This window comes from Clostridium bornimense, from assembly GCF_000577895.1.
GTDB classification, from domain to species: Bacteria; Bacillota; Clostridia; order Clostridiales; family Clostridiaceae; genus Clostridium_AN; species Clostridium_AN bornimense.
This window is the reverse complement of record NZ_HG917868.1, coordinates 1,492,168-1,505,927: the sequence shown is the minus strand read 5'-3', so window position 1 is coordinate 1,505,927 and position 13,760 is coordinate 1,492,168. Positions and strand designations below refer to the sequence as shown.

General features: G+C 27.9%; 14 protein-coding genes. All 14 read left to right on the top strand.

Annotated features, from left to right (window positions below):
- Window positions 1-56: 56 nt before the first annotated feature.
- The 14 genes from CM240_RS06645 (at window position 57) to CM240_RS06585 (ending at window position 13,759) form a co-directional block, all read left to right on the top strand.
- Window positions 57-2,042 carry a cell division protein FtsA gene (locus tag CM240_RS06645; RefSeq protein WP_044037604.1) on the top strand — a complete coding sequence of 662 codons (1,986 nt, stop codon included), beginning with the start codon at window positions 57-59 and terminating at the stop codon, window positions 2,040-2,042.
- A 10-nt stretch (window positions 2,043-2,052) separates the two neighbouring features.
- Window positions 2,053-3,225: a M20 metallopeptidase family protein gene (locus CM240_RS06640; RefSeq protein ID WP_044037602.1), complete on the top strand. Its 1,173-nt coding sequence runs from the start codon at window positions 2,053-2,055 to the stop codon at window positions 3,223-3,225.
- 17 nt (window positions 3,226-3,242) lie between these two features.
- Window positions 3,243-4,226 carry an RluA family pseudouridine synthase gene (locus CM240_RS06635; RefSeq protein WP_044037601.1) on the top strand — a complete coding sequence of 328 codons (984 nt, stop codon included), beginning with the start codon at window positions 3,243-3,245 and terminating at the stop codon, window positions 4,224-4,226.
- Between the two features lie 311 nt (window positions 4,227-4,537).
- Window positions 4,538-4,864: a DUF1648 domain-containing protein gene (locus CM240_RS06630; RefSeq protein WP_044037600.1), complete on the top strand. Its 327-nt coding sequence runs from the start codon at window positions 4,538-4,540 to the stop codon at window positions 4,862-4,864.
- A gap of 114 nt (window positions 4,865-4,978) precedes the next feature.
- A complete protein-coding gene (gene galE / locus CM240_RS06625; RefSeq protein WP_044037598.1) occupies window positions 4,979-5,956 on the top strand; it encodes a UDP-glucose 4-epimerase GalE in 978 nt (325 codons plus the stop codon).
- Window positions 5,957-5,978: 22 nt separating this feature from the next.
- Window positions 5,979-7,583: a GGDEF domain-containing protein gene (locus tag CM240_RS06620; protein WP_044037596.1), complete on the top strand. Its 1,605-nt coding sequence runs from the start codon at window positions 5,979-5,981 to the stop codon at window positions 7,581-7,583.
- A gap of 544 nt (window positions 7,584-8,127) precedes the next feature.
- A complete protein-coding gene (locus tag CM240_RS06615; RefSeq protein ID WP_044037595.1) occupies window positions 8,128-9,807 on the top strand; it encodes a GspE/PulE family protein in 1,680 nt (559 codons plus the stop codon).
- A 12-nt stretch (window positions 9,808-9,819) separates the two neighbouring features.
- Entirely contained in the window at window positions 9,820-11,022 is a 1,203-nt protein-coding gene (locus tag CM240_RS06610) for a type II secretion system F family protein (protein WP_044037593.1), read from the top strand.
- Between the two features lie 14 nt (window positions 11,023-11,036).
- On the top strand, window positions 11,037-11,495 hold the full coding sequence (locus CM240_RS06605; protein WP_044037591.1) for a type II secretion system protein: 459 nt from the start codon (window positions 11,037-11,039) through the stop codon (window positions 11,493-11,495).
- A 62-nt stretch (window positions 11,496-11,557) separates the two neighbouring features.
- Window positions 11,558-11,980, top strand: coding sequence for a type II secretion system protein (locus tag CM240_RS16845; protein WP_051483736.1), 423 nt, complete (start codon window positions 11,558-11,560; stop codon window positions 11,978-11,980).
- Window positions 11,981-12,063: 83 nt separating this feature from the next.
- Window positions 12,064-12,288, top strand: a complete 225-nt coding sequence (locus tag CM240_RS06595) for a type II secretion system protein (RefSeq protein WP_051483735.1) — start codon at window positions 12,064-12,066, stop codon at window positions 12,286-12,288.
- A gap of 33 nt (window positions 12,289-12,321) precedes the next feature.
- The gene (locus tag CM240_RS17465; protein ID WP_156930520.1) at window positions 12,322-12,471 is read left to right on the top strand and encodes a hypothetical protein; all 150 of its coding nucleotides are present in this window, start codon (window positions 12,322-12,324) and stop codon (window positions 12,469-12,471) included.
- Window positions 12,472-12,530: 59 nt separating this feature from the next.
- On the top strand, window positions 12,531-12,935 hold the full coding sequence (locus tag CM240_RS16840) for a type II secretion system protein (protein ID WP_051483734.1): 405 nt from the start codon (window positions 12,531-12,533) through the stop codon (window positions 12,933-12,935).
- A gap of 71 nt (window positions 12,936-13,006) precedes the next feature.
- A complete protein-coding gene (locus tag CM240_RS06585) occupies window positions 13,007-13,759 on the top strand; it encodes a prepilin peptidase (protein ID WP_044037589.1) in 753 nt (250 codons plus the stop codon).
- The last annotated feature ends 1 nt before the right edge of the window (window position 13,760 follow it).

Here is a 13,760-nt window from a genome sequence, read left to right as displayed (position 1 = left end):
ATATTTTTTGCTATATAATTAATATAATTGTTATTTTTGTGCGAAGGATGATTTAGATGAGTGATTATATATTTGCCTTGGATATTGGAACAAGGAAGGTAATAGGTACTGTAGGGTATATAAAAGATAAAAAATTTATTGTGTCTCACGAAGTTTTAATGGAGCATGAAGAAAGAGCAATGATTGATGGTCAAATTCATGATATAGAACTTGTGGCAAAACTAGTAAAGAAGATTAAAGATCAGCTAGAAAAGGAATTAAATATTACTCTAACAAAGGTATCAATAGCTGCAGCCGGAAGATTTCTTAAAACTGTAGAAGTGAATCATGAAATTAAGTGTGAAAAGTATAAGGATATAGATAAAGACCAGATAAGAGGGTTAGAACTTACCACAATTAAAAAGGCAGAAGAAATAGCAAATGAAAATTCTGAAAACATTCTTTATTGTGTTGGATACTCTGTGAAGAATTATTATCTTAATGGATATGTAATTTCAAATTTAGAAGGTCATAAAGGAGATACTATTTCTGTTGAGATAATAGCTACATTTTTACCAAGATCAGTGGTAGATTCACTTTATGCTGTTATGAAAAAAGTTGGACTAACAGTTTCTAACTTAACATTGGAACCGATAGCAGCTATGGAAGTTGTTATACCAAGCAATTTAAGGATGCTTAATATAGGCCTTGTTGATATAGGAGCTGGTACGTCGGATATTGCAATTTCACGAGATGGAACAATTTATTCTTATGGAATGATCTCAAAAGCAGGAGATGAAATAACAGAAGTAATTGCAAAAGAGTATCTTGTAGATTTTAATACTGCAGAGAAAATGAAAAGAAGAATATTTATTGATGATAAAATAAAATTTACTGATGTATTAGGCTTTGAAGGTGAAGTTGAAAGAGATGGAATATTAAAATTAATTGATTCAAAAGTAAATGAATTAGCTGATGAAATATGTAATAAGATTTTAGAGTTAAATGGCGGGAAGAGCCCTAATGCTATGTTTTTAGTTGGGGGAGGAGCACATACTCCACTTTTAAAAGATTATATGGTAGAAAAACTTCAACTTTCTGATAAGAGAGTAGTTATTAAGGATAGAAGTAATATTGAGAGTTGTGAAGTAAAAGATTTATCTTTAGGTAGTACTGGCGTTACTGTTTTAGGTATTGCTTTAGAAGCTATAAAAAGAATAGGTGGAGACTTTATAGATATATCGATAAATGATAAAGTGGTATCGCTCTTTAATTATAATAATCATAAAGTTATGGATGTAATTTTAGCAAGTGGTATTAATCCGAAAGATATAATCTCAAAGAAAGGTAGCAATGTGAGGTTTACTTTAAATGGAAGAAACAAAATAGCTTTCGGATCATTAGGAAAGAATGCTATTATAAAAATAAATGGTAAAGATGCTACATTAGATTCGGAAATTGTAGAAGGTGATAAAGTTAATGTTGAGTTTGCCATAAATGGAGAAAGTGCGAAACCAATAGTTAAAGATTATGTTTTACTTGAAAGTACTTCATTTTATTATAATGATAAAATTCAATATTTAGAGCCAAGAGTTTATATAAATGATAATAGAAGTGATATAGATATGTTAATAAAAGATGGGGATGATATTGAAATAATATATCCTAAGACTTTAGGGGATTTTAAAGATTATTATATTAATGATGGTGAATTAAAAAACTTTTATATTAGAGAAAATATAATTTCAAATAATTATATAATAAATGAAGGTGACAGGATTTACAGTGAAATAAAAGAAGATAAATTAGAAACTGAAGAAATTGAAGAAATTGAAAATAGCAAAACTAATGATTTTGAAGCAAATAATATTACTGTTACTGTCAATGGTGAAAAAGTAATCTTGTCAGGAAAAGAATCATATGTATTTGTAGATATATTTGATAAAATAAAGTTTGATCTTACAAGTAATAAAGGGATGCTTATGTTAATATTAAATAATGAAAGAGCATCTTTTTATTCTCCGTTGTATGATGGCGATAATATAGAGTTGAAATTTCAATAGGAGGAATTATATGAATTTTTATAATGAAGCATTAGGAATTAAAGAGGAGTTAGTTTCACTTAGAAGGTATTTTCACATGAATCCAGAATTGGATTTTAAGTTATATAATACTTCTACAAAAATAAAAGAATTCTTAGATAATGAAGGTATAGAATATTTTGATGTAGCAGAAACTGGAGTCTGTGCTACAATCAAAGGAAAAGATGAAGGAAAAACTATTGGGATAAGAGCAGATATGGATGCCCTACCATTGTGTGACAATAAGGTATGTGAATATAAGTCTACAAAAGAAGGAGTAATGCATGCATGTGGTCATGATGCTCATATGACAATTGCATTAGGAATTGCAAAATTATTAAATAGACATAAGGATAAATTTAAAGGGACTATACGAATGTTATTTGAACCTGCAGAAGAAACTACAGGTGGAGCACAAGTAATGATAAAAGAAGGAGCTTTAGAAAATCCTAATGTTGATGCTATAATTGGGCTTCATGTAAGTGAGGATATTCCTTGTGGAAAAATAGGTGTAAAATACGATGTTTTTAATGCAGCATCTAATCCATATAAAATAGTTATAAAAGGGCAAGGCGGACATGGAGCACATCCCGAATCGACTATTGATCCTATAGTAATAGGAACAACAGTGGTTAATGCTATTCAAACAATTGTTAGTAGAGAACTTCCACCGACTGATGCAGGACTTATAACAGTAGGTTATTTTCATGGTGGAACATCTCAAAATATTATTCCTGAAGAAGTATCTTTAGGAGGAATAATAAGAACTGTAAAAGCAGAGCATAGAGAATATGTAAAAAAAAGATTAGTAGAAGTGGTAGATGGAATAGTTAAATCAATGAGAGGAAAAGCTGAGATAACAATAGAGGAAAGCTATCCGTGTCTTTATAATGATGATAAAATGGTGGATATAATAAAAGAAAGTGCTGAAACGGTAATAGGAAAAGATAATATTATTTCACTTAAGGCACCAAGTATGGGTGTTGAATCTTTTGCATATTTCTCTAATGAGAGACCATCAGCTTTTTATTTTCTTGGAACGAGAAATGAAGAAAAGGGTATAATCTATCCAGCGCACAGTACTAGATTTGATATAGATGAAAATGCATTAGCAATAGGTGTAGCAATTCAATGTGAAGCTGCATTAAATTTTTTAAATAAGTAAGAAATAGGAGCATAATAATGATAATAAACATAAGTAGTAATGAAAGTGGTCAACGTTTAGATAAGTTTTTAAAAAAATACCTTAAAAATATACCGTTAAATGGTATATACAAACATATAAGAAAGAAGGATATCAGAGTTAATGGAGAAAAATCAGCGGAAAATTATATTCTTCAAGAGGGTGATGTAGTAGAACTAAATAAATATGTTAGAATAGATGGATTAAAAGAAATAAAAGAAGAAAAAGTAAAAAGATTCACATCTATAGATTCCAGTTCTTTAAAAATAACATATGAAGATAAAAATATACTTGTAGTAGAAAAGTGGCCAGGAGTTTTAGTTCATCAAGATAGTAGAGAAGGAGAAGCAACATTAACGGATTATGTTCTTTCGTATCTAAATGAAAAAGGTGACTATAAGCCAGAAAATGAGATAACTTTTACTCCAGCGCCATGTAATAGATTAGATAGAAATACATCTGGAATTGTTGTGTTTGGTAAGAGTTACGAAGGTCTTAAAGGAATAAATAAAATTATAAGAGAAAATAATATTAGAAAATATTATATCGCGTTAGTTAAGGGTAAAATAGAAGAAGGATTACATGAGGCTTATATAAAAAAGAATGAAGAGAATAATATCTCTAAGGTATATAGAGAGCCTGGCAAAGATAGAAAGAAAATTGCCATGGATGTTAAAGTATTAGAAACAGTTGGGGCTTATTCATTATTAGATATTAATTTAATAACTGGAAGAAGCCATCAGCTAAGAGCGCATTTAGCGGAGCTTGGAAATCCTATTATTGGTGATCCTAAATATGGTGATAGAAAATTAAATTCTTATTTTGATAATAAATATGCATTAAAGTTCCAGTATTTATATGCATATAAACTTATATTTAAGAATTTAGATGATACTTTGAGTTATTTAGAAAATAAAACTATAGTTGAAACTTTGCCACCTATTTTTAAGAAAATAAAGAAAGATGTTTTAAGATTTAATTAAAAAGTAAGGTTATCTAAGTATTATTGTAAAACTTAGATGACCTTTTTTGTGTTGAGAAGTAATTAACATAAGAATTATAAAATGCATATTATATTTATATGACATAAAAAACATTAAGATAATAATGGAGTTACAAAATAAGGAGTCTATACAAAAACCCCTATAAGATAAAAAACTTATAGAGGCTTTCATATAGATTTAAATAAACACTAAAAGTGGCGGTCACTTTAAGTACAATATATATATATTAAACAGTTTGAAAATATATTCATAAATGGTATAATTTAAATAATTGGAAATAGGAGAATACTATGATTGATAAAAAATGGGTAGATTTGATTTTTATATTAATAATAGTAGGTATCAGTCTTATTTGTAGTAGCTTTATGCCTGATATAGTACCATTAAGTTGGAATGGCTGTGGTAATATAGTTCGCTTAGGCATTAAGGAAGAGGTAATATTCTTTATACCAGCGGTAATTATAGTTATATATTTAATTACTACTATGGCAGAAATTAATATTGATATAACTTTAGAGGGATATAGGAAAAAATTAAGGTTTTACAGAAGATTTTTTGTTGTTTTTTTAGGATTAATACAAATATATATTTTAATTAATGTAATATATAAGTTGTAAAATCATTAAATTTTTAATATGATTATATTGATTATTTTAAATTAAGCATTTAGGTAACGATATAATCATATTATTGTAGCGTAATTAATTGATAATTAGGGAGATGAGTTAAGTATGAAAATTTTAGTAACAGGTGGGGCAGGATACATAGGATCTCATGCAACATATTTATTAATAGAAAGAGGATTTGATGTTGTAGTTGTAGATAATCTATCAACTGGACATAAAGAAGCAGTGCACGAAAAAGCTAAATTTTATGAAGGTGACATAGGTGATTATAAATTTATATCTAATATATTAAAAGAAGAAAACATAGATGGTGTTATTCATTTTGCAGCATTTTCTTTAGTTGGTGAAAGTATGGAGAACCCATACAAATATTATGAAAATAATGTAGCAAAGACAAATAACTTATTAAAAGCTATGGTTGATTTTAATGTTAAAAATATTGTATTTTCATCTACAGCGGCAACCTATGGAGAGCCTAAAACTATTCCTATCTTAGAGAGTGATGAGACAAATCCAACCAATGTATATGGAGAGACTAAATTATCAATGGAAAAAATGATAAAGTGGTATAACAAAGCTTATGGATTAAAATATGTATGCTTACGTTATTTCAACGTTGCCGGTGCACATTCGTCTGGGGACATAGGTGAGGCGCATAATCCAGAAACACATTTGATTCCTATAATATTACAGGTTGCATCAGGAAGAAGAGAGAAAATTAATGTATATGGAAATGATTATGATACAAAGGATGGTACATGTATTCGTGATTATGTTCATGTTATTGATTTAGTGGATGCTCACATTAAAGCTATTGAATATTTATTTAATGGTTCAAAAAGTGATGTATTTAATTTAGGAAGTGGAGAAGGATTTACAGTATATGAGATGATTGAGGCTGCAAGAAAGGTTACAGGTGATGAAATACCACTTGTAGTGACAGAAAGAAGAGCGGGAGATCCTGCAAAACTTATAGCATCAAGTGAGAAAGCTAGAGAAATATTAGGATGGAAACCAAAGTTTGAGGATATAACTAAGATGATTAAAGATGCATGGAATTGGGAACAAAATAAGAAATACTAATCTATAAGAGGGGTAAATTGCTATGAGTATTAGAAATAAAAGAGTAGATATATGTTATCTATTTACTATAGCGATATTTATTTTATTTCTAATATTCACTATTGAAATTTTTCCCAATCAAGGATATAAATTAAAAATAGATTTACCTATGGAGTTAGATAATTTTTGGGATAAAGAAAGTACATATAAAGGAGATAGAATTGTTTCATCAAATATATTATCTGCTAAGTATGGGTATGTTGATACTGTGGGGTTTAGGACATATCAAGAAAAAGTAAAAGTATATCTGAATGATAATTTAATATACCAAAGTGGATATGGAAACATTCCCATTGGTAATACTCCTGGAGACTTATGGAATATAGTTGATTTACCTAAAGATTATGAAGGAAAAAAGTTAGAAATAGTTTTAGAAGATCCATATAATCAATTTGAAATTTATGATACTAATAGAATTTTTATAGGTACTAGAAGTAGTATTATTTTAAATATATTAAAAGATAATATTTCTAACGTTTTTTTATCTATTATTAGTTTTATAATGGGAATATCTTTTTTTATTTTATATTTTGCATCTCATATAGTACGTCAATTTAAGAAAAGTATATTATATGTAGCTATATTATGTGTAAGTGTATCTATATGGTCTTTGTCAGATGCATCCTTACTTCAAATAGTTACAGATAAACAGTTCACAATATATTGTATTAAGTTGTTATTAGTTGCATTTATTCCAATAACATTTACTATGATTGTAAAAGAAGAGATGCAAGAAACTTTTGCTAGAAAATATGATTTTATAGTAATAGGACAGTGCATTGCGTTTGTAATAATAATTTTATTACAATTATTAAACATATTTGATTTGAAGAAATCTTTATTTATAGCACATTTTATAGGAATAATAGCATCGGTTATGGTTATTATTATATTGTGTAGAGAATATATATTTAGAAAAAAGAGACCTACATTTTCTTCAATAGGTTATATAATAGTTATTACATGTGGTATTGTGGATATAATTAAATACAATATATGCAAGACTAAAGATACATCTTTTTATACACGTATAGGGATTATTGTACTAATATTATTACTATTTATAGATTTAATAAGTGTACTATCAAAAATATATAAAGAAAGTATTAAACTTGAAGCATTAAAAGAATTAGCTTATATAGATATTATGACTGGAACACAAAATAGAACTTGTTTTCAAATAAAGCTAGAAGAATTAAATACAAGATTAAATGTATCATCAAATATATATCTAGTTATATTAGATATAAATAATCTGAAAATTACAAATGATACTCTAGGGCACCAAAAAGGTGATGAACTTATAGTTAAAGTAGCGAAGGTTATAAAGAATACTTTTGGTGAAAAAGGTGAAGTTTTTAGGATAGGTGGAGATGAATTTGTAGTTATTATAGAAAATATATTGGATATTGAGATGAAAAAAATGATTGATAGATTTGAATATAATATTGATATAGAAAAAATATCTATAGCTTATGGATATGGGAAATTTAATAGAGAGTTTGATAAAACTATAAATGATTTATTTAGATATGTAGATAGTAAGATGTATAAGCAGAAGAAAGAGAAAAAGAGTAATATGTTATAAAGTATATATAACATATTTTAAAATGAAGTAAAAATAAATAGATTTCAGTTAAAATCATATTTCATTTGAAATATGATTTTTTTATTTTGTAAAAATAATTTTGATTATTATGATATCATAGAAAATAAATGCAATATGACGGATTATAAAGAAGTATATGGAAAAATAGAATAAGTTTATTCTAGAAATAATAATTAGATGTTTTTGAGCAATAAAATAGAACATGTAGATTTATGTAGTAAAATAGTAGGAATCAATGATGAAAATGCATAAATTTCAAGTATTTTATTGTAAAATTAATTATTTTTAATAAAATGTAAAAAAATAATCACAAAAACAAAATAATTACAAAATTCGATTAAAAAGTATTGAAAGTTATATTTTAAGTGATTATAATAAATATCAAGAGCACAAAAAAAGACAATATATCAAATTTTTAAATGTAATATATAGAAAAAAATAAAAATATAAAATAATACTGTATAAAAAGAAAATATAAAGAAATAAATGTAAAAACTCAATTGGAAATATTTGAGGTGGTACTATGGCGAGAAAAAAAAGAATTGGTGATTTATTATTAGAATATAATTATATTACTGATGCAGAATTAGACGAAGCGTTAGAAGTTCAAAAGGCTACGGGGAAAAAGCTTGGAGAAATTTTTATAAATAGTGGAATTATAAGTGAAAGTGATCTTTTAGGTGTACTAGAATTGCAACTTGGTCTAAATAGAGTCTACATGGATATGATTAAAGTAGATAAAGAACTTATAAACTTAGTTCCAGAATTTTTAGCAAAAAAATACAATGCCTTTCCAATAGGTATTGAAAATAATGAATTAGTAGTAGTTATGAATGATCCACTTAACATTCTAGCAGAAGAAGATTTATCAATAGCTTCGGGGTATCCGATAAAAATAGCTTTATCAAGTGAACGTGAAATAAAGCAGATGATAAATAAGTACTATTCTGAAAGCTATATGGAAAAAACAGCAGAACATCTTAAGGCACATTCAGAAGAAAAAGAACAAGAAGAAGATATCATAGAGCAAATTGACGGAACTGAGAATGCTCCTACAGTTAAGTTGATTGATACAATCATTGCTAATGCTGTAAGAAGCAAAGCCAGTGATATACATATTGAGCCTTTTGAAAATAGAGTAGTTGTTAGATATAGAATAGATGGTCAGCTAAAGAAACAATTTGAATCATCTAGAGAGCCCTTAGCAGCAATGATAACTAGAATAAAGATATTATCTGACATGGATATTGCAGAAAAAAGGATACCACAGGATGGGAAGATATTAACGAAAGTTGATGGTGTCGATGTCGATCTGCGGGTATCTGTGTTGCCTGCTGTTTATGGTGAAAAGGTAGTAATCAGAATACTAGATAGAAGTGCATATATGGTAGAAAAAGATCAATTAGGACTAGAAGGTGAGGATTTAGAGAAGATTAATAAAATAGTGAGTAATCCTTATGGAATAGTTTTAGTTACTGGACCTACTGGAAGTGGTAAAACTACTACACTATATTCATTACTTAGAGATTTAAATAAAGAATCTGTAAATTTAGTTACTGTTGAAGATCCGGTGGAATATGCAATGGATGGAATCACTCAAGTTAATGTTAATGCTAAAGCAGGGTTAACTTTTGCAAGTGGTTTAAGATCAATACTTAGACAAGACCCGGATGTTGTTATGATCGGGGAAATTAGAGATGCTGAAACAGCAGAGATAGCTATTAGAGCAGCGATAACAGGACATTTAGTTTTAAGTACTATCCATACTAATGATGCACCATCATCTGTAATGAGATTACAGGATATGGGAATACAGCCTTATCTTGTAGCAACAGCAGTAAAAGGAATAATAGCTCAAAGATTGATAAGAAAAATTTGCCCTAATTGCAAACAGGGATATTTAGCATCAGATTATGAAAAATCCATATTGGGATTACCAGACCAGAGAGTTATTTTATATAGAGGTACTGGTTGTAGTAGATGTAATGATACTGGATATAAAGGAAGAATGGGGATTTATGAAATAATGGAGATTGGTGCAGATGTTAAAGAAGTTATTTATAACAATGGTAATGCAGAAGAAATAAGAAAAGTAGCAGTAAGAAATGGTATGAATACTCTAAATAGATCTGCAGCAAAAGCTGTATTAGCGGGAAAGTCAACTATTGATGAACTTATGAGAGTTACTATGCTTAATGAATAGAGGGGTATATAGATGGCAGTATTTAATTATGAAGCTAAAAACATAGATGGAATAGTAATAAAAGGTAAGTTAGAAGTAGATACCAGGGAAGAATTACAGAAAAATTTAAGAGAAAAAAACTTTTTTCTTATAAAAGTAGAAGAAGAAGTAGCAGCTAATAATTTAAGTTTTGATAAGTTTAAAGAAATACCTTTTAAAGATTTATCGATGTTTTGTAAAGAACTTTATTTTACCTTGTCAGCGGGTATTCCTATGATTAGATCTCTAGAAATAATAAATGGAAATATTGAAAATAAAAAATTAAAATCTGTAATAGAAGAATTGATAGAAGAGATACAAAAAGGAAGAAATATGTCTGATGTTTTGAAAGAAAAGGAAGAAATACCGAACATGTTTGCAGCTATGCTTGCAGTAGGAGAATCAACGGGGTATCTTGATGAAATTATTAAAGATATGTCAATTTATTATGATAAGCAACATCAGCAAAAACTAAAAATAAAGTCAGCATTAAGCTACCCAAAAGTACTAGTGGCATTTGGGTCACTAATAACAGTTGGTCTGATAACTTTTGTAGTTCCTACATTTGTTGAAACTATAACTTCATCAGGAGGGGAAGTACCATTAATAACAAGAATTGTGATTGGAATAAGTGATTTTTGTAGAAATAATTTTATTATTTTAATGATTCTTGTCATGGGTATAATTGGATTTAAAAAATATATTTTAGATAAAAATGAAAACTATATATATGAAAGAGATAAATTCTTAATGAATTCTAAAAAGCTTGGTGCAATAACCCAACAAGTTACTACGGCAAGATTTGCAAGAACTTTTGCAATTCTAATTAAAGGTGGTATGGGAATAATTGAATCAATAGATATAGTTTCTGAATCTATAGGAAATGAGTATACAAAAAAATTATTGCAAGAATGTAAAGAGCTAGTCAATGTTGGTTCAAGTATTGGAGAAGCTTTGGAAGCAAAAGAAGTATTTCCAACATTACTAACTCAAATGATGAAAATAGGTGAAGAAAGTGGAAATATAGACAGTATACTAGATCAAATTTCTGAGTTTTACGATAGTGAATCTGATTTTGCTATTAAGAAATTTACTTCACTTATTGAACCAGTAGTAATAATAGGACTAGCACTTGTTGTTGGTATAGTTATAGTAGCATTAGTCTTACCGATGTTCCAATCAATGGGATCAGTTTAGCTAGGAGGATTAATATGCAAAAGAAAAAGAGTGGATTTACTTTAGTAGAAGTTATGTGTGCAATTTCAATTATAGCATTATTAGCTCTTGTAGTAGTTCCTGATATAAGGGCTTATATTATTAAAACAAGAAAGTTAGTAGTTATTGCACAAACTCATAATGCGATGAAGGCTATCGATACCCATAATATGTTTAGCTCAGGTAGTGATTATATACGTTATGCGGACATTGAGTCAGAAACAACTATATTAGAAGCAAAGGAAATAATAAATGATGATACACTATTAAGTGAAGATGATATTTCAAAGATAAAAAAATTAGGACTTTGTGCTGCAAAATTAATTGTTAAAGATGATGAAGCATTAAAGTTTGTTGAGATATATAAAGATGGCAATTTTTGTTGGTACAATCGTGACCGTGATATGTCGGTATTAAAAACGCCGATGCACAAATATGGGTATGACTATAAATAAACGAATTAAATATTTTAGTTCTATAAAAAATATATTAATTACATTATAGAGGTGTGATATAAGTGAATAAAAAGCATGGATTTACATTAATTGAAATAATGTGTTCTCTAGCTATTATTGTAACACTAGCAGTAGTATTACTTCCATCTGTAAAAGGATACATTAATAATAGTAAAAAATTGAGAGTTGTAGCTCAATGTCATCATGCAATAAAAGCAATTAATACATATAATATGACAGCTTTTGGTGATGATTATATTCCTTATGATAATACTAAAGTAGAGGAAGCAAGAGTTAAGATTAATGATAAAGAATTGCTAAATGAAAAAGATATTACTGAAATTTACGATTTTAGTCTTTGTGGCGTTGGAAAGATTGTATCAGACGAGAATGCATTGAAGCATTTAAAATTAGATGAAAATGGGAAAACGGAATATTACGATCAATATGCTGCAGGAATGGAAGATTTTCAATATAAATATTAAAAATGTAGCATTAAAATTTTAAGTATTAGAAATTATATTGGAGGATGAAATGAAAAAGAAAGGATTTACTTTAGTGGAAGTTAATGGCTGTAGTAGCAATTATTGCGATATTAGCAGTAGTATTAGTTCCTACAGTAACAGGATATATTAATAGGGCAAAAAAACTAGCTATTATTTCACAAGCAAGAGTAGCAGTTAATGCTGTAAGAAATAGTAATGCTTTAGGAACTGGTGCTTATTACATACAAGAAGATGCAGATTGTTGTATAGTAAAGGATCTCATAGTAAGTGTACAAGATGAAGAATAAGTTCCTATAGAAGATATAAATAAGTTAGGGAATATGTCAGTTAAGCAAGCAATGGCGATAGTTAAGGATAGTGATGCACTAAAGAATATAGAAATAGATGAAGCTGGAGTGTTTTCTACGTATAAAGGTGAAAAACCTAAATATGAAAATGATATTAAAGATTATAGTGACTATATAAAATAAGATATATAAGCTTAGTGCTTTTATATAGATATAAATATAAATTATTAGGGGGAAGTAAAATGAACAACTTAACAAAAAAAAGAAAGAAAAAAGGATTTACATTAGTAGAACTTATGGCAGTAGTGGCAATTATAGCAATACTGGCAGTTGTATTAGTACCAACAGTGTCAGGATACATTAATAGAAGTAAAAAGGTTGCAATAATATCACAAGTGAGAATAGCATTAGGAGCTGTAGAAACTTATAATGCTACAGCATCAACAACAATCGATGATGGCACAACAGTTACTGATGCAGTTACTACAATTGATGATGAAGATATAATAGTTAGTGAAGATGTTGATAGAATTGGATCTATGACCATTGGACAAGCTAGAAAAATAAATAAAGATTCTGATGCTATAAAGAATATAACTTTAGATGGAACTAATTTTTCTACTTATACAGAACCAGCAAGCGAATAATTAATATTATATCAAATTAAATATAAAAACAGGCTGTCACTATGACAGCCTTATTTCAAAAAGGAGGAAATATGGCTTTTTTTGTATTTGTTATAGGAACGATTTTAGGAAGTTTTTTTAATGTATGTATATATAGAATACCAGAAGATGAAAGTATAGCTTATCCTCCATCACATTGTGGGAAATGCAATACTAAATTGAAGCCTTTAGATTTAATTCCTATTATGAGTTGGATATTTTTAAAAGGAAAATGTCGTTATTGTAAGGAGAAGGTATCTATACAATATCCTTTAATTGAATTTTTAACAGGAATCATTTTTACTATTATATATCTAAGATTTGGTTTTGGGATAGAGTTTATTAAATACACATTTCTTATATCTATATTAATAATATCTGCAGTTATAGATTTAAAGACTCAATATGTGTTTTTTTCTGTGTCTTTAGTAGGTATAGTAGGAGGAATAATATTTTCTATAGTAGAGATTTTTATAAATAAAAATATTTTTAGTGTTTTATTAAGTATTATTATCCCATTAGTTATCTTAGGATTAATTATTTTGATGACTAGAAAATTTGATGGTATGGGGATAGGAGACTTAGAGATATTTATACTTATTTCTCTATATGTATCACCTAAGATAGTTGCAGTGAGTTTATTTTTATCTATAATTTTTGGAGGAATTGTATCTGCAGTTATTTATTTGAAAGGATATAGAAAAAAGCATATAGCTTTTGTTCCTTATATAGCACTAGGAACTTTAATTGCCATATTATTTGGTGAAGATATTTTTAATTGGTATTTATCTATTAGTATGTTTTAGG